Source organism: Nocardia sp. CA-135398, from assembly GCF_050955845.1.
Classification (GTDB): Bacteria; Actinomycetota; Actinomycetes; order Mycobacteriales; family Mycobacteriaceae; genus Nocardia.
This window is the reverse complement of the sequence record NZ_CP192084.1, coordinates 2808359-2828730: the sequence shown is the minus strand read 5'-3', so window position 1 is coordinate 2828730 and position 20372 is coordinate 2808359. Positions and strand designations below refer to the sequence as shown.

The following is a 20372-nucleotide window of genomic DNA, read 5'->3' as shown; positions in this document are numbered from 1 at the left end:
TCAGGGCTGTCGGTGTGGCCGATGCTGTAGTCACGCCGGGCGTGCCGGGCGCTCTCTTACAGCTGCGCAGAGTTGTCCAGATCGGCGCCGCCCCGGGTGGAAGCCCCTTTGAACTCGCTGTAACCGCTGGCCAGCTACAGCGCGGTCGCGGAAGTCGACCTGCTCCTCGGCGACCGTGGTCCCCCTGGTTTCCAGAGGGACCACCGTCCGTATCAGATCGTGGTCGGCGCCGGAACCGAGGGCGGAGCTGTCGGCGTCGGCGGCGCCGTAGTGACTCCGGGCGCACTCGGCGTCGACGGCTGCTGCTGCTCGGCCGAGTTGTCCAGATCGACTCCGCTCGGGTGGAAGAATCCCTGGAATTCGCCGTAATCGCCGTTGCCGCCATCGGGTGGGTTGTTCGGGTCCAGCGGCACGAGCTGGCCGTTGATGATGACCTCCAGGCCCGAGGGTTCCACCACGACGATCGCACTGCGATTCGCCCACTGCACCACGTCACCGGTCTGCAAGTGCGCACTGTCCACCGAAACCCACGGACTGCCCGCCGAGGGCTGTCCGGTGGTGCCCGAGTAAGCCGACCTGGCATCACTGCCGTTCGGGTTATTGAGTTCCTTGTTCACCGCCTGCGAGACCGCCGAGGACACCTTCTGCGTCGTACCGTCGGGCAGCTTCATATCGACCATCGACCGCCCACCGGCGCCCACCGGCGGCGGTGTCGCACTGGCGTCCGCCTGAACGACATTGGTCGGCTGGTTCGAGGCGACAGCGGGCTGAGCCTGCGCCTGGGCCTGCGCCGCAGCCTCCTGCTGTTCCTCCCTGCGCCGCCGACGCCGCTCCTCGCGCTCCTCTTCCTCGCGCTGTTTCTGTGCGTCCTGACCGTTGTTCCCCATCATCTGCTGCATCATCTGCGACATCATCAGCGGCAGCATCATCGAGCTCATATCCGTGCCGCCGCCGGACCCCGACGAACCGCCGCCGCCGGTGTTGTACCCGGCCTGAGTCGCGCTGGTACCCGACTTACTGTTCTCGAGCGCGCTGATAGCGGAATTGATCGCGGACATGATGCCACTGTTCGCGCCGGTACCGGTACTCGTGCTGCCATCGGCACTGGTCGTGCCGTCGCCGCTGGTTGTAGTCGAACCGTCGCCGAGCAGATCGTCGAAGGTGTCGCCGTAGTCGGTGTCGGTGGGCGTCGGCGTAGGGGTCGGCGTAGGGGTTGGTGTCGGAGTGGGAGTCGGCGTAGGGGTCGGAGTCGGAGTCGGAGTCGGAGTGGGTTTCGGGGTTGGGTCCTCGTCGACCTTGGCGGCCTGTGTCTGATATTTCTTGGTCGCTGCCGCGTAAGCCTTCTCCCAATCCTCAGTAGCCGTGTCGATGCTCGAGACGTAGTATCTCTGCTCCGCTTCGGGAGTCAGCACGAATTTCCCATTAGTCGCGCTGCCCTCGGTCGTGTCCTTCTCGTAGACAGGGATCTGCATGTCGGAAGTGGCCGGCCCACCAGAGTGTTCGGTGATCGTATTACCGGTGTGCTTGGTGTCCGTTGGCTCACGTTGGAGGTCTTTGTTGAGTTCGTCCTTGATTCCCACGAGCTGCTTGAAGACATCCGAGCCGGTTATTTTCGAGTCGTATGTGGCGTTTGTGACGGAGTCATGTTTCTTGGTGTAACCATCCTGCCGATCTTTCAGCTGGTTCTGCAGGCCGTCGTGTGCATCCCTGATTTTCGACCAGCCACCCGCGGTCGTGACCTGATCGCCTGTCAGCACTTCCGTGAAGTCAGGGGCGGCCTTCGGATTACCGACACCGAGTGTGTCGAGATCCCACTGCATAGTGAACTCGGTGTCCGCGATCAGGGCTCTCAGCTGTGCACTGGCACCCTTCGGGATATAGAGGTCGACCAAGTGCGCATGCTTTTCCTCTTTTCTGAAATCGTCGAAGCCGTATTTCTGGAACTCCGGCGTTTCTTTACTCTGTTCGTCTGTTGTCTTGGCGCCGACGTAATCTTTGTAAGCTTGGGAGTCTTTACCCCCCTCGAGAGCCTTTACGAGCTCAGGATACTTTTTCTTGACGTCATCGCCAGCATCCTCGAGGAGCTGTTTTCTTACGTCTTGATACGTGTGCCCCCCAACAATCCAGGGATCCGAATATTGATAACCAAGCTTGTCGAAGACCGTCTTGAAATCGGCCGAATTCAATTGACTGAGTTGCTTCAAAGCGTTTTCGGCTTGGTCATCTTGGAAGCCAATGTTATCTATAGTACCCGGCTCGTAATCCTTTTTTATCTGGTTGTAGACGTCGTCTGCGCTCATCAGCCTCTCCTCTGTTCGCTGGAGCCCCGGGACGCCGCCGGACCTGTCAGCAATTCGGCGATGGAGGGCGGAGCTCCGACGAGACGGGAACCAACGCTAACGGAGCCGACGCCTTGGGCACCGGGTCCGGCGCTGCGGGCAACATCGATGTTCGGAACCGGCGTACCTGTACCCGCGCCTATTGTCCCTGTAGCCAACTTCCGCGCCGCCTCCGGTAACAGCGGGTGCTCGGTTATCTGACCATACGTGTACAGCACATCGCGCAGAACCTGCCGATCAGGTTCGCCTGCGGCGAGCAACAGCAGCAATTCATCGGCACGGCGCTCGAAAACCATGCTGCGAACTGCATCCGTGCCGAATACACCTATGGAGACGCCGCCGACCGGAACCGAGGACACGTCTACCCGCCGCGACCACAGCTCCGACGCCGTCACGTCATCGGCGGCACGCATCTGATCCCACCAGCTCATCGGGACGGGCTGACCGGCGTGCAGTGCGTCGAGAATCCGCTGCCTGCGGGCGCGGCGGATCGAGGTCTCGCTGTCGACGCCGGAGAATGCTGCGCGGACCATCGCATCCGCGGCTTGTGCCAACTCCAGGCACTTGGCACGAATTTCCGTTTCGGGTACCAACACGGCCTGTCGCAGCAACTCGTCCGAACCGGCCAACGCGAGACGGTCGACCAGGCCTGGACCGGGAACTGTGAAGTCGACGGCGGACTCTGCGGGAGACACCCACTCCTCGATGGCGGTATCGGCGCCCACCGCTGCGCGTACGCCGTCCGGGATTGCCGCGGACGACACCAATGCGCTGATCCAGACACCATTGCGGCGGCGGCCCACCATCAAACCGAACTCGGCGAGCACTCGGGCCGGGTCGCTGGTTCCTTCCAGCGCCGCGAAGGCATTCTGACCCGCCGTAGGAAGAGCGGCGTCCCACCGCCATGGAATGCAGACCTCCAACGGCAGGAACAGTCCGGGAGGCAGCCAGCCCCGCCCCTCGGTGGAGGTCAGAAAAACGACGGGCCCGGCATGGTCACGCCCCACTATCACCGCCCATTCCACACCGCGCGCCGAGTCGGCTACTGCGGCGAGGGTCGCGGAAAGCAGTATGCGGGCGAGGGCCAAGTCATCGGCGACCTCCATACCCACCACGAACGACGGCAAGGCTCGTCTGTCTTCGGCCGAGTGGACCGCTGCGGCGAACGGTCCCGTGGCGAGGGGTGCCGGGCTCCGGGCAGTTAGGCCAGCACCAGCGCCAGCGGGGTCGACCGTCGCCGGGTACGGACCTGTCATCAGGGGTGCCGGCATTCCGCCGACCAGATCCGAGCCACCAGCCGGGCCTGCGGGACCACTGGAATCACCAGCTGCGGCCGCCGACATATCGGCGCTGTACTCCGGTACACCCATCGTTGGCGACGTAGTTCCGATCGGGGCGATGCCGCCTGTTGGCAGGGTGTCATGGCCCTGTGGTGCAGATGCGGCGGGCGACAGGGGCGCCTGATCGGAGCGGGGCGTCCCGTCGGGCATGCTCGAGGTGTCGGGGGCGGTCATGGAAGGCTGCCCGGGCAGCGTGCCGTTCATTATCGGCGTGTCCGGTCCGTTGTACACCGGCCGGACGGGATCTGGGGGTGCGCCGTGTCCCGAACCGCCGGGAGTGGCGTTGTCGCCACCCGACTGAGATACCTGGCGTCCGCCAGCCTGATCGCGTTCTTCGAGTGCACTTGCTGCCGCGAGCAATTGATCTCGCGTCTGCAAATGGTTGAGAGCGAGGCGTTCAGCACGGTCGTGACGCGCGTTGTAGTAATCAATGAGAGCCCACCGCATGGGGTCGGCAATCGTGCCGTATGTGTCTTTGAATTCGGCGAGCCAAGCATGCGGGATTTCACCCCACTTCCGGAGGTTTGCGGCGGCCAGCTCGTGTTGCTTGGCGATCTGGCGCAGCTCCTCCGGCTCGACAACCAGTCCTTCGGGCATGCTCGGTTGATTCCTCCCGCCAGCTAACTCAGATTCATTGTTCCGGCTTCCCAGAATTGGGACGCTGGCGATCCGGTTTGCCCCGCCATTGCCCCATGATCTCCGAGAGTGGCCGCGGCAGGTTGTCGGGGTCGTTCATCGCGATTTGGTATTGCCGCCGCGCATCCTCGGCGCTCTCGGCGATAGCTGCCATGATTTCGGCAGCAAGTTCCTCATTGCCGAACCGGTTACACGTCCCCGGCGCCAGATAGAGATCCCGCAGCCGTCCGAACGCATCAACCTCGGGAATGACCAAGCCGCTCGGGGAGGGACGACGCGCGACAATCGCATCGGCACGTTCGCGCACGTCGGCGATGCGGTGGCGCAGCCGCCGCATCAGGCTGAGTCCGGCGAGTACGTCGGGATGGAGTTCTCTCATAGAGCTTCCAGGATGCGCCACGATCCGCCACCCGGAGTTCCCAACGCCGGGAAGCTTCACGGGTCGCCCGATGACGCCGCGCGATACGGGCCACTCCTATGATCGCCGTCACACCCGTGGTCGCTCCCCAAGAATGGGGATGAGAGCGAGTGGACATCGGCCGAATGGGAGAGATTTGTTGATATGGGAACTGCCGGAGAATTCCTGGTCGACCTCGCTGAGCGGCTCACGCTGGATTGTGCCCCAGCGACCGTCCGCGCCATGCTGGAAGTCGCTTGTGGCGGACAGCTGAAAGCCCGAAGGCCAGATGGAAGCCCAGCCAGCCTGCTGACCAGGTCCGGCATTCCATTTGAAGCCAGTGTGACCGGTGGCTGTGGGAAGTTCACACCTGCTCTTCGCTACACCACCGAGACCGCGACGCAGGAGATGGAGTTAGGGATTCGTGTCGCCGCTCAACTGGCCGCGATCCGGGATCTCGTCAGATGGTTGCCGAACGGAGATGAGACGGTCGTCGACATCTTTCGGTCGTTCGTCTCGACGTTATATCCCGATCCCGCGAGAATTCCGACGCGCGACGCCACGTGGACCGGAGTTGTCCATCACACCGCAACGCCCCATCACGCGGCCCGTATCAAAATGTATGGCAGCGTGAAGGTCGTGCCGGGGACGCTGCAACGGTTGTGCAGCACGTGGCCGGGCTTCGCCGGATTGGCGCAGGTACCAGCGGAAGAGAAGCTCATCACACCTTCTTTTGCCGCGATCGAGGTCGACGCGCACGGCAATGTGAATCACAAGCTCTATCTGAAGACTCGGCATGACGACGTCTCCGTGCCGATGAAGCTGGTCCGCTACTTTGGCGATCCAGCATGGGAAGTGCTGTCCGAACTCGTTCGGTGTGGCACCGACGCGGCCGAGCTCCACCGATACGGTTTCTTCGTGTGCTGCGTACGGGGGGAAGGCGCCCCCGAATTCAGTCTCCACGTGGGCACAGAGCACGACGAGTTGGCCGAACTCGTGCGCGAACTCGCCTCCCGCCACCATGGCACCACCCATGCCGTCGACGCCCTCGCCAAGGCAGCGGAGTCGTGCGGGGCAAGTTGGCGTTACACATGGGTCGGGCTGGGCTTCTCCCCCGACCACGGCATCGACAAACTCAATGTCTACGGCACCCCCACCTGGAGTGCCGCGTAGGACGCGAGTGCTGGTCGGCCCGGACGAGACTGCCGCCGTCGAACTTCAGCGCACAGTCCTCGTCCTGCCACCTCACTGCCGATCCGGCGCCACGACAGGCGGCGGCGAGCTCGGCGCGACCACGGCACCGCTCGGCGGCCCGCCCACAACCGGAGCGCTCACCGCGGGTGCACTGACCGCAGGCCCGCTGACCGCTGCACCCGCCGGGCGGGAAACGCGCTCGTCGCCGCCGACCGAGACCGCGGCCGGAACCTCCACGAACTGTGGATGTTCCACGATCTGCTCATGTGCGTAGATCGCGTCGCGCAGGCTCTGCCGCTCCGTCTCCTCGGCCAGCAACAAGACCAGCTCGTTGCACCGACGCTCGAAGATCATGTCGCGCAGCGCGGAAGACTCGGTGTCGATCCGCAAGTCGCCGAGTCCGACTCGACCCACATCGACCCGGCGCGAGAGCATCGAGGCGGCCAGCAGATCGTCGGCATCACGCAGCTCGTCCCACAGCTGCCGCGATACGGTCTGCCCGGCTGCCACGCTCGCCAGGATCCGCTCGCGCAGTTGTCGCGCCCCGGCGGCATCGGCGCTGGCGGCTACCGACCGGCCGACCCGGGTGTGCGCATCCGTCGCCAATTGCACACAGCGCTCGCGGACCTGTTGATCCGACACGCTCGCCACGGATTGCAGTGCGGTCGGGGAACCGACCAGACCGAGCCGGTCCGCCGTGTCCGGGGTGAATTCGCGCAAGTCGACGTCGTAGGTCGGGCCGACGAGTCCTTCCATCGCCACTTCGCTGAGCTGTGACCGCAGGCCGGGATCGATCGGGCCGGAGGAGACCAGCGCCGACAGGCTTGCGTTCACCTTCGGCCCCCAGGCGAGGCCGAATTCGACCAGCACCCGGGCCGGATCCGACACGCTTTCCCAGGATGCGGTGCCGCTGTCCGGGCCGAGTACTTCATCCCACAGCCAGGGTGTCGAGACTTCGCGCGGCAAGAAGAGTCCGGCAGGCAGCCAGCCGCGCCCCTCGTTCGAGGTGATGAACACCCCGGCTCCGGCAGGGCCGCGCATCACCGCGACCGCCCATGCCATGCCCACCGGCGAGTCGACGGCCGCGAGCACACTGCTGAGCAGGGTCCTGGCCAGTACCAGATCGTCGTTCACCCCATTGCCCACCACATAGGCCGGCTCGGCTTCTTTATCCTTCGCGGCGGCGACGGCGGAGGCGAACGGGGTGCCCACCGGCACCGGTATCGGCATGCCATTGGCGCCCGCGGTGGGCCCGGCCGGTGGCTGACTCGAACCGCGATCGTCGGTCGGACCGGCGTACACCGGTCCAACGCCCGGCCCAGCGCCGAGCGGCCCGGCCGACACCGGCGACGCTGTGCTTCCGGCTGTCACGCCGGATGTACCTGCCGAAATCGACTGGTCCGGGTGCGACACCGCGCCGGGCGTACCGGGTGTGCCACCAAGTGCCCCGCTCGTTGGCGTCGAACCATTCGATGCCGCAGGGGCCATGTGGGTATCGGGCGACGTAGGTCCACCGCCCGGTCCGCCACCGGGGCCGCCGCCCGGTCCGCCACCGGGGCCGCCGCCCGGTCCGCCACCGGGCGGCGGGGTGTACGAAGTGTTCGGGTCGGTTCCGTTCGTCGTCGGCCCCTCGTGCGGACCGCTGAAGTCGTGGCCGACCCGGCGCAGGTTCGACGCCATCTGGTTGTCGGCATTTTCGTAGGAATCCGCCGACTCGCGGAGCGACTTCGCGGTGTTGAAATGCTCCTGTGCCAGCGCCTTACCGGCCCGCTCGCGGGCACCGTAATACGAAACAAGCGCCTTGCGAACGGGATCGGCGATGGTGCCGTAGGTCGACTCGAAGCTGGCCAGCCACGCGTGTGGCGGCTCCGCCCACGCAAGAGTATCGCGCCCGACCTGCTCATGCTGCTGCGCCAGCTGGCGCAGCACTGCGGGGTCGATATTCATGCTGGTCATTGCTCGATCAGACCCTTTCCCGCCGCTGTTCTCAACATTGTCGATCCTTCCCAATGATGGGGAGATGGGACTCGCGTCGAACCGCGACCCAGGAGAAGCCGTAACTGTATGTAGCGCAAGCTATTCCACGCACGCAGCCTGACAAACTCCCAGCCTTCGGGAAGTGCACATCGGCCGCGTTGAGTGGCCGGTCCATAATCGGCGAACGGCAGTGCCGCGGAGGCATCCCAGCGATCGGGTGCCCGACCCGCGCCGACGACTTAGTACGAGCAGGTGGGAGCCGCCATGGATCAATGGGAACGCGAAAGCCTCCGGTCGGCGAACAACGGCATGCGCAACCAGCTCGACTACATCATGGACGTCTACGAGAAACAGCAGGCTCAGCTCGCCGAGATCCAGCAGCAGGTGGACGCGCTCCGCGCACAGGCCAGTTCATCCGATCAGTTGGTCGAGGTGACAGTGGACAGTGCCGGAGTCGTCACCGACGTGCGATTGACCGCGCAGGCGATGCGCGCCAAGCCGGAAAATGTCGGGCGGGCGATTGTCGAGGCCGCCCAGGCGGCGGCGCGATCGGCGCGTTCGCAGCATGATGCGCTGATCGCCCCGGTCGTCGATATCGCCGAGCTCATGCCCGATCTGCCCGACCTGGTACCTGGGTCGCCGAGCTGGCGCGATGCCCGCGAATCCGCCGAGAACGACGGTCCGCGCGCAGGCTGAACCCTCCCATCATTGGGAAGACTGGGTGGGCCGCGTGAGAATTGTCCGCAGAGATGCGTGAGGAGTCCGCGTGGCACAGCCGTTGGAAGTCGATGAGGAGCGACTTCGTGCACTGGTGCCGGAATTCGAGGATATCGGCGCCGACGCACAGCGCCTGCTCGATCAGCTGAAGGCAGCGCTCGAGCGCGAAGGCGAACCCTGGGGCAAGGACGCTCCGGGCCAGGCGTTCGCCGAGACATATGTGCCGGATCGGGACAAAGGACTCGCGAGCCTGGCGAAGACGGTCGCGAGCCTGCGCGAGGAGGGCAAGGTCGTCAGCGACCTCGTCGAAAGCTTCGACCGCCAGGATCGCGAAGCGGCTCGCTCGATCAGCGACGCCGGGGACCAGCCACTGCCCAACAGTCAGAACGTCACCCCGACCGCACCGACAGATCCATACCCGCTGGGCCAGCAGAATCCGATCACCACACGCACCACGCCCGATACGACACAATCGCCGACGCCATCACAATCCCATCCGGGCTATCAGGCCGCTCCGACTCCGACTCCGGCACCGAGTACCTCGGGGAGCCCACAGTCCGGACCCGCCTCCGCCACGCCGACCATCCCGGGCAGCCCGAACGGGAACGGCATGCCCAGCATGGGTAGCCCGTTCGAAAGCCCCGGGTCACCGAATACACGCGAAACATCCGGTTCCCCACCAGAATCGGCGCCCACGACAGGTAATTCAGCGCCGACCGCTGCCCGACCGACTGTCGACGTTCCAGCCACCGACCGCAAGCAGCCGAATACGCCGTGGTCGAGAGGTACAGCCGGTACCGGTGCCACACCGGATACCCCCGCGCCCAAGGCAGCCGCCGCGGGAGCCGCGCCGACATCGGCACCGAGTAACGCCGGACCTCGGGTATCGGCACCGTCGAGTATGCCGCCACGGATGCCCACGCCGCACCTGCCCGACCAACACCAGCAGTATGCCCGTCCGGCACCGAAGGCGGCGGGCAAGGCCTTCGGCGCCGAAGGGAAATCCGCCGCACGTCATCCGTGGGCGGCCGATGGCATGGGCCTCGGTGAAAACGCACTGCTGGCACGGAAATTGGCCGAGCGACACGATCTCGAGCTGGTCGGCTTCGACGATCCGAGCGTCGACGGGTACACGATCCGAGAGATCGCGGCCGCACTGGACGACGTGCTCACCCAGTATCCGTATGTGGATCTGCGGCAGATAGCGATCGCCGAATCCGCCGACGCGGCCACCCGCCTGGAATGGGATTGGGTCGCGGGGGCCACCGGCCCGGAGCCGTTCACCCGTCGCATCGTGCTCGATACGGTGGTCGCCCGCAGTCCCGGGGTATTCGCCGAATACATCCGCAGTGCAACGCATTCCGGAAAACTCGCGCGCGGCTCGGACCGGCGGCCGGTGTATTCGACAATGGTCCGCGAACTCGGACACGCGCTAGATGTCGCAGGTAGCTTTCGCGCCAGGCAGGCCGCTCAGGACGCGCTCATCGCCGAGTTCACCCGCACCCGAGGCACCGCATCGCGCGAGAACGCGGCCAGCGCGTCGAGTTCGGAATACGAGCAATGGCGCGCCCAGCTGAGCGGCTACGGATTCCACGACGGCAACTTCGACCCCGGTATGGCGATGGCGGACGCGTTCACCGAGGTACAGATCAACGGCGCCGAGGCAGCGCCGCCCGCAAAGGTGTTGCACCGCTTACTGATCGATACCGCACGGAAAACGGCGACGCCGTGAGCGTCGGCGGTGGACACACCGCCGACGCGCGGCACAGCACCTTCGAGACCGAACTGTCTGCGGCGACGGGCGGTCGCCCACTCCGAATGCACGTGGGGTTGGGACCGGACACCGACTCGGCATTGATCACCATCGCCCTGGCCCATCCGGACATCACCGAGGACATGATCGCAAACGCACGTCGAGCATTCCTCATGGAATCGGTTGTCGCCGACAGCGATACCGAGGTTGCGGAACTACCCGAAGAACAAATCGACGTGCCAGGTGCGGCGCTGTGACACTGACGCTGCCAGCATTTTTTCCGAAGTGGCTGGTCGAAGCCCTGGCGGGGTACTGGCCGGATTGCGACGAGGATGCGTTGCGCCGCGAGGGTGACTACTGGGCGACGGGCGGCGACGGCTGCCGCAAACTCGCCACACGGCACGATACGGCGTCTGCTACGGAAAAGACGGCCCTCAACGGCTTCAGCGCCGACACGAAGGCGAACAGGAATGTGCAGCTCGGCGACGATCTGCGCAACCAGGCCGAGTACTGCGACTCCATGGCAGAGCAGTGCTATCAGAAGGCCAAAGACTGCGAATTCATGAAACTGCAGGTGATCGCAACCGGAATCGCGCTGCTGACCCAGCTGGTGGTGGATGCCATGCTGTCCGCACCAGGTGTCGTGAAGGCCGCCGAGGACAGGGCGGCCGCCGAAGCCTCATGGGCCGCGAGCGCCAGACGGTACTTCGGCAGGGTCAAGAAGGTCGGGCTGGACTGTGCCACCAAGCGCGGGGGTCTGCCGCTGGCCAAGGCCACTGCTATCGGGGCAGGACTCGGTGCCGGTACTGCCGCCGCCGTCAATGCCGGTGCCCAGTTCTACCAGAAGGAGGTATTACACCATCGGGACGAAATGGATTGGGGCATGGTCGGAGATGCCGCGATCATCGGCGGCGTCGGCGGTGGAATCGGAGCGCGCTTCGCGTCGCGAGTGGCTCCCCGGATCAACAAGTTCCTCGGCAAGGTCGCCGGAAAGTCCGAGTCCAATCTCGTCCGCTACGGCGCGCATGTCACCGCAGGGGTGCTGATCGGCGGTGTCGGCGGTGTCGCGGGCGCGGTGGCCGGTGCGGGCGCGGGGATACTCGTCACAGGACATATCCCGGATGCCAAGGAACTGCGAACCGCGGTACTCCAGGGTTTCGTCGGCGGCTTCGTCGGTTCGGCGACCATCTTCGCCCGGCCCCTGCCACCGCGGGTCGTGCGATCCACTAACAGGACATCGACGTCGACCTCCACTTCGACGACGCCTCCGGCCACCACATCGACCAGCGGTAGTGGACCCCACTCGGGCACGACGCCGCGCGGCACAAGACCACCGGCCACACCGCCTGGGACCTCGCCACCGGCCACTCCCCCCGGCACCACACCACCGGCTAATCCGCCGGGCGGCACCACACCACCTGTCACACCTCCGGGGGTCACACCACCACCCCACACCCCACCACCGGGAGGCACCACACCACCGCCGACTCCGGGCACCCCGCCCACAACACCGGGCACCCCACCACACCCCACAGCGCCCGACGGAACCCGACGCGTTACGCCACCACCGCAGGGAACCCCACCCCCCACAACAACACCGCCGGGCACAGGCACGCCTCCCGGCACCAGCACCCCGCCGACCACCACCACACCCCCGGGCACCACACCACCGGGCGGAACCGGCCCACATCCGCCCGGCCCAACCGGATCACGCCCAGACTCCACTGCGCCCGGACCGGGTGACCCGACGGGCGGCGAACCCGCCAAACCGTCGACCGATGAACCCGAGCCACTCCCCCCACGCACCGGCGAACCGCCGAGCCCGCGTCCAGACTCGGGCGGGTCCGACGGGGGTGTCCCGCCACAGCAACCGGAAGAAGGGACCACACCACCCGACCACACTCAGGGCAAAACAGATCCGTCCGAGCCCGCGGGGGCCGTGCCCTCACGCGAGCCCTACGAAATGTACGAGCCGGACGAACTGCCCGACTACCTCAAACGCTCCCCGGGCGACAACTCCGATCCGCCTGAGCCGCATTCTCAGGATCGGCCGAGCGAGGAGCCACGTGTCGAGCCGCAACGGCCGCATGGCGAGGAGGAGACACCGCCTGCCCCAGCGCCACAGCATCCCGACGAACCCGGTTCCCCAAATGGCGACCAACTGGTCTGGCCTCCGCGTGCACCCGACCACGAAGCAACTCCGGGCGCACGGGATCCGGGCGACCCACCGCAGCACGCAGAACAACCCGTGCCCCCCGAGCACGACCCGGAGGTCGGGTCCCAGCGTGCACATGACGAAGCGACAACACCGCCACCGGACCACCACACCCAAGGTGATGGGGATCCGCAGCGAACGCCGCCGCTCGACGAGGAAACACCGCCCGCTGCGGGCGAGTCGCCCGATGAGTTGTGGCCAGCATGGCATCCGGATCGTGACCTATTCGAATATGCCGTGCGAAAATACCCGGAATTGTTGGACCAGCCGCGCACACTTGAGGAATTGCATCGCGCGCTGCGTTCGGAGATGTCGTTCGAGGATTTCCATCAAGCAGTGCGTCCCGATCTGTCCCCCGAGGAGTTCGGGCAGCTGATTCGCCCGGATATGTCGTTCGAGGAATTGCATCAGGCGCTACGGCCCGACATGCCGTTGACGGAATTCGTCTACAGCATGGATCCGGACATTTCTTTCGATGGACTCATGGCAGTGCGGGACCTCTCATATCAGGTACATGGACTGGAAGCACCGCCGCTGTCTCGCGAGAACCTCGAACAATTTCTCCAACACATCTGGACGGACCAGGACGCCATCGGGCTTCCGAACGATGTCTACGCCAGATACCACGCCTCTTCCGAGACCAACCCGGTATCCGATCCCCGCGCCTTCCTCGACGAAATGGGGAACATTCTCGGCAACCGCGCGCCAGAGAATCAGCGGGCGGTTCTGCAACCTTGGGAAGGACGCACGAGGCGTCTCGCTCCCGAGTACATAGATAGGGTGGACCCATCGGACGTCAGTTTTCTCTTTTTCCACCGCCTGGACGCCGATACCGATGCTATCGGCTACCGCGTGTACATCAATGCACGCGGCGATGCGACCCCGGCTCTCATGCGCGGGATCGTGCACGAGATAGTTGACCGCCCCGATCGATTCCCTGGGGTCGCCGCAGCAAGAGTCGGCGGCCCACGGAGGCTCAGCGCGGACAGCACGGTCATTTATGTCAACGAGGTGGAGGACGCCTACAGGGTCGTCGACTGGCTGAAGCAATACCAGGAACAGCACCCCGATACTTTCCACTGGGATGTCCCTGCCATGACGCAACAGGTCATGGAGGGAGTGAGCTTCGGCGCCGAGCCGCTGACAGCGGGGCGCAGCGGCTTCGGCGGAATCCGAGCGGATGCCGTCTTCGAGGCACTGCAGTCGGTCCGCATGCGTGACGGCACGTACGAGGACTTCCGCGAAGAGGTCCTTGCCGCGCTGGCGAGACATGGAGCGGACCCTGAACTGCCGCACGAGAACTACACCCGATGATCGACGATGCGGCATACGGAGGATGAAATGACCGAGCAACGGCGGATCACCGTGGCCCGCGACATCGTGACCGAGTACCTGCGGGGGGATATCGACCCGGTCCGAAGTCCGGAAATGTTCAACGACGATATCGTGTACTTCGCGGTGGCCCGGCTCGACCGCCGGGACACCGACTGGCTATTGGCACAGCTCGCGAATCCGCAATGGCCGCAACACATTCGAGCCGATATCGCGGCGATGATGCCCGGGCATTACACCGAAGGCCAGGCGGCACTCGAGGTGGACAACGGCTGATGGACCATTGGCAATACGACATGCAACGAGCTCAACTCGCCGATGTCCGGGATGAGTTGTCCGCCATAAGTGCCACGGCCGGTTCGCGGGATGGTTTGGTCGAGGTAACCGTCGATCAGTCCGGCATCGTCACCGAGGTGCGGTTGGACTCGCGTGCGCTGCGTGGTGCCGCGGCGGATCTCGGCCGGGCCGTTACCGAAGCGGCCAGAGAGGCCGCGCGACTGGCGCACCAGAAGGTCAGCGAGACTATCGGCCCGATCGAGGATATCGTCGGCCGGATGCCCGAGCCGGAGGATCTGCTGCCGGGTGCGCCGAGTCTGCGCGAACCGGACGCAGAAGTCGTCCAGGAACCCGCACCGGTCCCCCATGAGGACGACGAGTACGACGACTATTACGACTGACGCGGTGGTCCCGTGCTGATCGTCGGTCGCCGGGCGGCCGTGGTTCCGGTCGGTGCGCGTGGCGCGTCCACGAACAATGGATGATCGACGATCTGTCCGTGGGCGTAGGTCGCATCGCGCAAGCGCTGCCGATTCGGCTTGTCGACGAGCATCAGCACCAGTTCGTCACAGCGCCGCTCGAATACCATCGCCCGCAACAGCATCGCCTCCGATGCCGAACGTCCGTCGGTGTCGGATCGCAACTCCCCCAATGCCACTCGGGATACGTCGGTTCGGCGCGACAGCATCGACGCGGCGAGCAGATCGTCTGCGTCGCGCAGTTCCTCCCACCAGTCGCCGGGCACCTCCCGGCGCTGCCGGATCGCCTCCAGGATCCGTTGCCGCAGGCGGGGCAAGCCGAGTGAGTCGGGCGCACCGCCCACGCGCCGATGCGCATCCCAGGCGAGATCGATGCAGCGCGATCCGATTCCCTGAGCCGGTACCTGTGCGAGCCGATCGAGCAGCTGCGGCGCGGCCACCACGCCGAGCCGATCCGACAAACCGGCTGCCGCCACGCTCAAATCCATTGCCGAGGAGGCCGATACGGGCCCCTCCATCGGCACCTCACGCAGTTGGGCGCGCATACCGGAATCGATGGGCTGCGACGATACGATCGCCGTCACCTTCGCCCCGGTCCGGCGTCCCCACGCGGCGCCGAACTCGGCGAGCACCCGCGCCGGATCGGAAACACCTTCCCACGCGGCGTCGGCTACCTCCCACATCCAGGGCGTCGATATTTCACGCGGAAGATACAGACCCGCTGGCAGCCAGCTGCGGCCCTCGTTCGAAGTGACGAAAGCGTTGATGCCGCCGGAATGTCGCATCACCGACACCGCCCACTCCAGCCCTATCACCGACGAATCCACCACGGCCAGCACACCGCCAAGCATTGTCCGTGCCAGCACGAGATCGCCGTCGACCCGCTCGCCGAGCATGAAGGTCGGAGCGGCGGCGGCCACCATCGCACCGCCGACGACATCACGGATCAGTTCGTCGCTGCCGCCGGTATCCGGTCGACCGCCCGCTGCCTGCGGATCACGTTGCGGCGCATTCGATTTCGCGGGCGGGACGGCCGCCGCATTCGGCACCGGCGCTGCGGGCCCGGCGGTTACCTTCGGCACCGGAGACCCGGACCCGCGCGCGTCGACCTGCGGTGCCCTCGATTCCATCGCCCCGGACCGAGACTGCGCGGCCGGGGCATTCGCCGACGGTTGCGCCGAAGACACCGGCGGCGCGGACGACGGCGGCGCGGAGATACCGGTCGAACCGGCTGCGGGCGGCAGGATAGTCGGCAGCATCGGGGACATCTGTCCTGCCGACGCCGTCTCCCGTGTGATCTCGGCGGAATCGGTACCGTGGCCGGAATCGGTTGCGGCCGTGTGTGTTTCGCTGTGCTGCGCGGTTTCGGTGGTATCGCCTCCGGCCTCGTCATGGGCACCTGCCGCGGTACCGTCCCGGAATTCGCCGGTGCCGGTCGCGGTGGACGGCGCACGCGACGAGACGCCGGTCGCGGAAGCACTCGGATCGGCACCGTCCGGCTGCACTGTCGGTGCATAGCCCGTGGTGACGCCCGGAGTAGCGGTCGGGGCCGATACCGCTGGCGGCATTGCTGGGCCGGTAGGCGAATCCGTTGGCGTGCCATGCGATGGCGAATCAGCGGGAAGTTCTGTCGGCCCGCTCCCCGGCAACCACATGTCGGTCGGATCCATCACCGGCGAATCGAATTGGGGGCCGAAGCCGAGCGGAATCGGGACCTGGTGGTTCGGTCCGGCCCCCGGATGCCCGATTTGCTGCGGTGGGCCAGGGAGATGCGGATGTGCGGGCCGGTGTTCCGGCGGGCCTCCCGGCAGATGGGGACGCCCGGAAGTCCAGGGCGGCTGCTGCTGCAGCTTACGGTAGAGCTGCTCCAGCGTCGGCAGAATCGTGGGGCCGATCGATCTGTGCGCGGTCCGCACAACATCTTCTACGTCGGCACGGGCCTCGGCGATGATCCGGGCGACACGGTCGCGCAGTGCGGCCGCCTTGGCCTCACGTTCGGATTCGTCATCGGATTCGTCGTTCGCCGCGGCTTGCTGCGCCTTGCGGATCTTGTCGGTGGCCGCCTCGACGATGTCGAGGATCTGGTTGCGGGTGCGATAGACCAGATCGGAGAAATGCCCGAAGATTTCCGCGGCGGCGTCCAGCGCGTCGGCGAAAGCCTGTGGATTCCCCCGCTGCTTCAACATATTTTCTTTGACGGGTTCGAGCCCCTCGCTGGCACGAACCCGATTGTCGAACTCGTTGCGGGCTTGTTCGGCGCCCAGGGTATCCAGCGCCGCGGCACCGTCGCGCGACGTGGTTTCCAGTGCGCTCCAGTCACCGGGCGGGACTTCAGGCCAGTTGTCCTGGACTATCTCGTCCCAGTACGGACTTTCGTGCTCCGGTGGCATCCGATGATCAGATCGAGTCGTATCGGTGCACGTGCGCGCCGCCTTCCACATCCGCGGCGGAGAGGACGTTCGTCGTGCTCACCGTCGCGGTGTGGGTAATCCGCGCCCCGCGGTTACTGGCCGCCAATGCGTGACCGAATGCGGTCACGATGCCCTGCCGGTGCGCGTCGAGCGACCGGTCGAGTGCCGATACCGGCCGATGGTGCAGGACCAGATCCGAAACCGTCCCGGCCACCTGCCCCGAGACCGTTTCGATGGCACCGGCGAATCTGCCTGCCGCAGCATTCACTTCGTGCGGTTCGTCCATATCCACCATGTCGGGGTCCCGTCTGAGAGAGGTTCGGTGCGGAGATTTCAGTTCAGCTGGTGGTGCCGAATTCGGCATTCACCATGGCGCGGAAGGAAGCTTCGGTGGGCAGATCGAATGAGTCGATGGTGTAGGGACGCGTGCCCTTGAACTCCATTTCGGCACGCAGCCCCACTCGGGACTTCACATGCGCCAGGCGCGCGAGCCGCAGAATCTCCCTGGCCAACCAGGCATCGCCGTTGTCGCGCGCGTCGTCGGTGATGTGCAGCCCGACGATCTCACCGTCACGATCACAGGCGACGCCACAGGTGTGGTCGGGATTGAACACTTCATAGACCATGCTCCGCCAGTCGGGAGCAGGTGCCGCCTCGTCCACGTCGAACTCGTCCGGATGTGTATCGGTCAACAGGATCACTCCTAAAGTCGTTCGGCGTGTTGACGATTCGAGGATGTGCTACGCACAGAAGGATCCTCCTCGGGTGCTTCCAGCCGCTCCCCAAGGGCAGTCCACGCGGCATCATCGATGCTCATGATCTGGCGCAGCTGCCAGAATCGAGCGCCGAGGTACATTTCGGCGGTTCCGTCCGGAGCCACATCGAGATGATCGGGCCCCTCGTTCGACGGGTTGAGCGTAACGGTCGTAATCGGGGGACGCGCGTCGTCGATATTCATGATCGTCGCGCCGCCGCCGGGGATGAAACTCTGTCGGCAGCGCGGACTCGACGCGATCGCGACATCGGCGCTATTGGTTGTCACCGTGATCTCGGGGTTCAGCAGCAACTGCACCGCCCAGGCCCGGGCCGCGAGCTCCGGCCGGTCGGCATTGATCGCGATGGTCAACGCGGTCGCCAGGTCGACGACCAACAATGCTTCGGCCGTGGTGACACCCACGATCACCAACCGCTTGGCGGTGCCGACAGGATAGGGCAGATCGTCGGCGCCGAGGGTCACCACATCCGAGCCGACACCGGCACCGGTCGCGGGATGGGCGACGACGGTCCCGGTCGCGACGTCGATGGTGTACGCGGCCACCAGACTCGGCATCCGTTCCGCGACACCGGCCAACCGGACCAGGCCCTCCTCGTGCAGCCACCGCACGGTATCGGCGACGGTGACCGCGCCGGGTTCTGTCATGACGGCACCGCACCTGCTGTCGCCGAAGCCGACCCGGACGGACCGGATGGCCCGGACAGACCCGAAGCCTGGAACGGCTCGGGCGGGGGCACCGATTCCATCACGCTCTGATACTGGCGCGCCGCATCGGCGGTGCTCTCCCGAATGGCCGCCATGATCTCGGTGACCAATTCCTGATTGGTGAGGCGGTCTACGGTGCCCGGCGCCAGGAACAGATCCGTCAGCCGGCCCATCGCATCAACCTCGGGGATGATCGCACCGCTGGGCGAGGGCCGACGAGCTCGGATACTGTCGATCCGCTCACGCATATCGGCGATGCGATGCCGCAATTCGCGGGCGGCATCGAGGGCCGCCTGTACGTCGGGGTGGATGTCACTCACACGGAACCTCCGGATTGGGTCGGGCCCTGGCCTGGCGCCGGTGTCGGCGGTGTCACGGTCGGGGCGATCGTCGGCCGTTCCCCGATTACCTGTTCGGTATGAGGGGTGTCGTCGACGTACATCAACCGGTCGGGATGCCAGGCGACCACCCGATTGCGTTCGTTGCCATTGGCGCCGCCACCTCCCATACCCGGGGACATCGGCATATAGGGCATCATTCCGTTACCGGCACCGGCACCGCGTGCGGCCGCCGCGCCCGATGAAGAGGATGACGCAGCTTCGATAACCGGCGTTCTCGGCATCCCGACCGCGGTGCTCGATGCCGCGCCCGCGGTCGCGACGATCGGCATCGCGCCAACCGAGACCGAGGTACTCGCGTCGCTGATGTCCGGAATACCGGCGCCGGAGATCGCACTCCCCGAGCCGCCCCCCGAGCCCAGCGATCCGAGGCCCGAGGGGATGCCGAGGTCGTCGTATCCGTAGTCGCTGTACTCGTCATCGAGGCCACCACCCGAGATGTCCTGGTTCTGCGCCATACTGGCGGCTGAGGACATGGCGCTCATCATCGCGGGCAGCATCTGGGACAGCATGCTGCTGCTATCACTGCCACTGCTGCTTCCTTTGCCACTGCCGCCGGTATCGCCCGTGCCACCCCCGGTGGGAATTTTGGAGTTGACGGTCGTGGAGTAACCGGTGATCGCCTCGGCGGAGCGGGCATTCTGCTCCTGGAATTCGGCAAGTGCCGCTTGCAGCGCAACCTCGTTCTTGGATTTCATCGCGGCCAGCAACCGCTTGCGGGCCGCGATGATCTCCTCAGGTGTCGGATGTTTGGCCTTCGCGGTGCTGAACGCGGTGCTGTAGGCGTCGACATTGTCGGCGAGTGCCCCCAATTCGGTGCCGAGCTGGCCCAACCAGTTTCGATGTTGGGTCAAGTGCTCGGACACCGTGGTGCCGACCGGGCTCCAGTTCTGCATCAGGGTTGCCGCACCGTCGACACCTTCGGCGGCCGCGGTGTGGAAACTCCCGGTGTACCTGCGGACATCGGCCGCGAATTTGGTCGCCGGGCCAGGACCCGGGCCGGTGTGCAACTGCTTCGCGAAGGTGAGCGGGTCGACGGATCCGGTGGCCGCGGGCAGGTTGAAGGCAGGTGCCTGTCGGGGACCGAATTCCTGCACATCACCTACCGGATTGGCGAGGATATCCGCGCCGCCGCCATTCACGACGCGCGCGCCCAGATCGTCGGCCGCGGTGTAATCGGCTGCCGCGCCGCCGATGTGGTGTGCGTGGCGTTGGACCTCGTTGAGCACGCCGAGCACGCCATTGAACAACGACGCGGCCTGCGCGTTGAGCTGGGGCACATGCGTCCCGGAGATCGGGTCGGCCCCCGCGGGCTGTACCCAGCCGTTCGGCAGTCCCGCTCCGGTGTCACGCGCCAGTGCGGCCAATTTCGCGGCGACATCGATGAGTTCCGCCGGATCGACATTCAGCGGCGCCATCGCCTCCTCC

17 protein-coding genes are annotated in these 20372 nt (G+C 65.7%); 7 read left to right on the top strand and 10 right to left on the bottom strand.

The genetic code is table 11. From position 1 onward, the window contains the following. Positions 1 to 212: 212 nt before the first annotated feature. The 3 genes from ACQP1T_RS12535 to ACQP1T_RS12525 are packed head-to-tail and all read right to left on the bottom strand — an operon-like array spanning position 213 to position 4652. The gene (locus ACQP1T_RS12535) at positions 213 to 2300 is read right to left on the bottom strand and encodes a hypothetical protein (protein ID WP_433760133.1); all 2088 of its coding nucleotides are present in this window, start codon (positions 2298 to 2300) and stop codon (positions 213 to 215) included. Then, positions 2300 to 4276, bottom strand: a complete 1977-nt coding sequence (locus ACQP1T_RS12530) for a type VII secretion target (RefSeq protein WP_433760131.1) — start codon at positions 4274 to 4276, stop codon at positions 2300 to 2302. Before ACQP1T_RS12530 ends, ACQP1T_RS12535 begins: the two co-directional genes overlap by 1 nt. A 34-nt stretch (positions 4277 to 4310) precedes the next feature. Beyond that, on the bottom strand, positions 4311 to 4652 hold the full coding sequence (locus ACQP1T_RS12525) for a hypothetical protein (RefSeq protein ID WP_433760129.1): 342 nt from the start codon (positions 4650 to 4652) through the stop codon (positions 4311 to 4313). A 225-nt stretch (positions 4653 to 4877) separates the two neighbouring features. On the opposite strand from ACQP1T_RS12525, the gene ACQP1T_RS12520 reads away from it, so the two are divergent. Next, positions 4878 to 5885: a hypothetical protein gene (locus ACQP1T_RS12520; protein WP_433760127.1), complete on the top strand. Its 1008-nt coding sequence runs from the start codon at positions 4878 to 4880 to the stop codon at positions 5883 to 5885. A 72-nt stretch (positions 5886 to 5957) separates the two neighbouring features. On the opposite strand, the gene ACQP1T_RS12515 is transcribed toward ACQP1T_RS12520, so the two are convergent. Next, positions 5958 to 7862: a type VII secretion target gene (locus tag ACQP1T_RS12515; RefSeq protein ID WP_433760125.1), complete on the bottom strand. Its 1905-nt coding sequence runs from the start codon at positions 7860 to 7862 to the stop codon at positions 5958 to 5960. A gap of 285 nt (positions 7863 to 8147) precedes the next feature. On the opposite strand from ACQP1T_RS12515, the gene ACQP1T_RS12510 reads away from it, so the two are divergent. The 6 genes from ACQP1T_RS12510 (at position 8148) to ACQP1T_RS12485 (ending at position 14577) form a co-directional block, all read left to right on the top strand. Next, positions 8148 to 8579 carry a YbaB/EbfC family nucleoid-associated protein gene (locus ACQP1T_RS12510; RefSeq protein ID WP_433760124.1) on the top strand — a complete coding sequence of 144 codons (432 nt, stop codon included), beginning with the start codon at positions 8148 to 8150 and terminating at the stop codon, positions 8577 to 8579. A 70-nt stretch (positions 8580 to 8649) separates the two neighbouring features. Next, positions 8650 to 10332, top strand: a complete 1683-nt coding sequence (locus tag ACQP1T_RS12505; protein WP_433760121.1) for a hypothetical protein — start codon at positions 8650 to 8652, stop codon at positions 10330 to 10332. Next, complete coding sequence (locus ACQP1T_RS12500) at positions 10329 to 10610, top strand: hypothetical protein (protein ID WP_433760120.1); 282 nt, start codon at positions 10329 to 10331, stop codon at positions 10608 to 10610. Before ACQP1T_RS12505 ends, ACQP1T_RS12500 begins: the two co-directional genes overlap by 4 nt. Then, positions 10607 to 13882, top strand: a complete 3276-nt coding sequence (locus ACQP1T_RS12495; protein ID WP_433760118.1) for a T3SS effector HopA1 family protein — start codon at positions 10607 to 10609, stop codon at positions 13880 to 13882. The genes ACQP1T_RS12500 and ACQP1T_RS12495 overlap by 4 nt, the downstream gene beginning before the upstream one ends. 27 nt (positions 13883 to 13909) lie before the next feature. After that, entirely contained in the window at positions 13910 to 14176 is a 267-nt protein-coding gene (locus tag ACQP1T_RS12490) for a hypothetical protein (RefSeq protein ID WP_433760116.1), read from the top strand. Beyond that, entirely contained in the window at positions 14176 to 14577 is a 402-nt protein-coding gene (locus ACQP1T_RS12485; RefSeq protein ID WP_433760115.1) for a YbaB/EbfC family nucleoid-associated protein, read from the top strand. The genes ACQP1T_RS12490 and ACQP1T_RS12485 overlap by 1 nt, the downstream gene beginning before the upstream one ends. On the opposite strand, the gene ACQP1T_RS12480 is transcribed toward ACQP1T_RS12485, so the two are convergent. The 6 genes from ACQP1T_RS12480 to ACQP1T_RS12455 are packed head-to-tail and all read right to left on the bottom strand — an operon-like array spanning position 14568 to position 20362. Continuing rightward, positions 14568 to 17045 carry a hypothetical protein gene (locus ACQP1T_RS12480; protein WP_433760113.1) on the bottom strand — a complete coding sequence of 826 codons (2478 nt, stop codon included), beginning with the start codon at positions 17043 to 17045 and terminating at the stop codon, positions 14568 to 14570. The genes ACQP1T_RS12485 and ACQP1T_RS12480 overlap by 10 nt on opposite strands. 7 nt (positions 17046 to 17052) lie before the next feature. Further along, on the bottom strand, positions 17053 to 17352 hold the full coding sequence (locus ACQP1T_RS12475) for a hypothetical protein (RefSeq protein ID WP_433760111.1): 300 nt from the start codon (positions 17350 to 17352) through the stop codon (positions 17053 to 17055). Positions 17353 to 17404: 52 nt separating this feature from the next. Further along, positions 17405 to 17758, bottom strand: a complete 354-nt coding sequence (locus ACQP1T_RS12470) for a hypothetical protein (RefSeq protein WP_433760110.1) — start codon at positions 17756 to 17758, stop codon at positions 17405 to 17407. 11 nt (positions 17759 to 17769) lie between these two features. Further along, complete coding sequence (locus ACQP1T_RS12465; RefSeq protein ID WP_433760109.1) at positions 17770 to 18486, bottom strand: hypothetical protein; 717 nt, start codon at positions 18484 to 18486, stop codon at positions 17770 to 17772. Further along, the gene (locus tag ACQP1T_RS12460) at positions 18483 to 18866 is read right to left on the bottom strand and encodes a YbaB/EbfC family nucleoid-associated protein (RefSeq protein ID WP_433760108.1); all 384 of its coding nucleotides are present in this window, start codon (positions 18864 to 18866) and stop codon (positions 18483 to 18485) included. Before ACQP1T_RS12460 ends, ACQP1T_RS12465 begins: the two co-directional genes overlap by 4 nt. Beyond that, positions 18863 to 20362 (bottom strand): PPE domain-containing protein, encoded by a 1500-nt coding sequence (locus tag ACQP1T_RS12455; protein WP_433760106.1) that lies wholly within the window; start codon positions 20360 to 20362, stop codon positions 18863 to 18865. Before ACQP1T_RS12455 ends, ACQP1T_RS12460 begins: the two co-directional genes overlap by 4 nt. Between the last annotated feature and the right edge of the window lie 10 nt (positions 20363 to 20372).

What these genes read in the sequence shown, in the direction of transcription:
- ACQP1T_RS12535 (WP_433760133.1), bottom strand. Translation starts at nt 2,300, where the DNA reads ATGAGCGCAGACGACGTCTACAACCAGATAAAAAAGGATTACGAGCCG.
- ACQP1T_RS12530 (WP_433760131.1), bottom strand. Translation starts at nt 4,276, where the DNA reads ATGCCCGAAGGACTGGTTGTCGAGCCGGAGGAGCTGCGCCAGATCGCC.
- ACQP1T_RS12525 (WP_433760129.1), bottom strand. Translation starts at nt 4,652, where the DNA reads ATGCGGCGGCTGCGCCACCGCATCGCCGACGTGCGCGAACGTGCCGAT.
- ACQP1T_RS12520 (WP_433760127.1), top strand. Translation starts at nt 4,878, where the DNA reads ATGGGAACTGCCGGAGAATTCCTGGTCGACCTCGCTGAGCGGCTCACG.
- ACQP1T_RS12515 (WP_433760125.1), bottom strand. Translation starts at nt 7,862, where the DNA reads ATGACCAGCATGAATATCGACCCCGCAGTGCTGCGCCAGCTGGCGCAG.
- ACQP1T_RS12510 (WP_433760124.1), top strand. Translation starts at nt 8,148, where the DNA reads ATGGATCAATGGGAACGCGAAAGCCTCCGGTCGGCGAACAACGGCATG.
- ACQP1T_RS12490 (WP_433760116.1), top strand. Translation starts at nt 13,910, where the DNA reads ATGACCGAGCAACGGCGGATCACCGTGGCCCGCGACATCGTGACCGAG.
- ACQP1T_RS12485 (WP_433760115.1), top strand. Translation starts at nt 14,176, where the DNA reads ATGGACCATTGGCAATACGACATGCAACGAGCTCAACTCGCCGATGTC.
- ACQP1T_RS12480 (WP_433760113.1), bottom strand. Translation starts at nt 17,045, where the DNA reads ATGCCACCGGAGCACGAAAGTCCGTACTGGGACGAGATAGTCCAGGAC.
- ACQP1T_RS12475 (WP_433760111.1), bottom strand. Translation starts at nt 17,352, where the DNA reads ATGGACGAACCGCACGAAGTGAATGCTGCGGCAGGCAGATTCGCCGGT.
- ACQP1T_RS12465 (WP_433760109.1), bottom strand. Translation starts at nt 18,486, where the DNA reads ATGACAGAACCCGGCGCGGTCACCGTCGCCGATACCGTGCGGTGGCTG.
- ACQP1T_RS12455 (WP_433760106.1), bottom strand. Translation starts at nt 20,362, where the DNA reads ATGGCGCCGCTGAATGTCGATCCGGCGGAACTCATCGATGTCGCCGCG.